Origin of the sequence: Sulfitobacter sp. 15WGC (assembly GCF_005068605.1) — a bacterium.
Classification (GTDB): Bacteria; Pseudomonadota; Alphaproteobacteria; order Rhodobacterales; family Rhodobacteraceae; genus Sulfitobacter; species Sulfitobacter faviae.
Map to the genome: position 1 here is coordinate 1 of NZ_SZNL01000121.1, position 255 is coordinate 255.

1 pseudogene is annotated in these 255 nt (G+C 58.4%); it reads right to left on the reverse strand.

The features are described from left to right. Positions 1 to 255: pseudogene (locus tag FCK22_RS18220) on the reverse strand (DUF305 domain-containing protein); the annotation flags it as partial.

Genomic DNA, 255 nt, shown 5'->3' on the forward strand with positions numbered 1-255 from the left:
TCGATGATCGCGTCGGCCAACTCGCGCACGCGCGGATCGGACAGGTTTGCGCGTTCGCTGGTCAGGATCGCGATTGAATGGTGCGGGATCATGGCTTTCATCCAAGCGGTGTCGCCTACCGTATCTTGCGACCGGACCAAGTAGACGCCGGCCGCAAAGGCGATGGCAGCCCCAGTGAAGATCGCAAAATTCGTCTTTCGATTGGAATACATGCCGAGCATGAAGGCGAGCATGATGATTGCCATTACCCCGCCC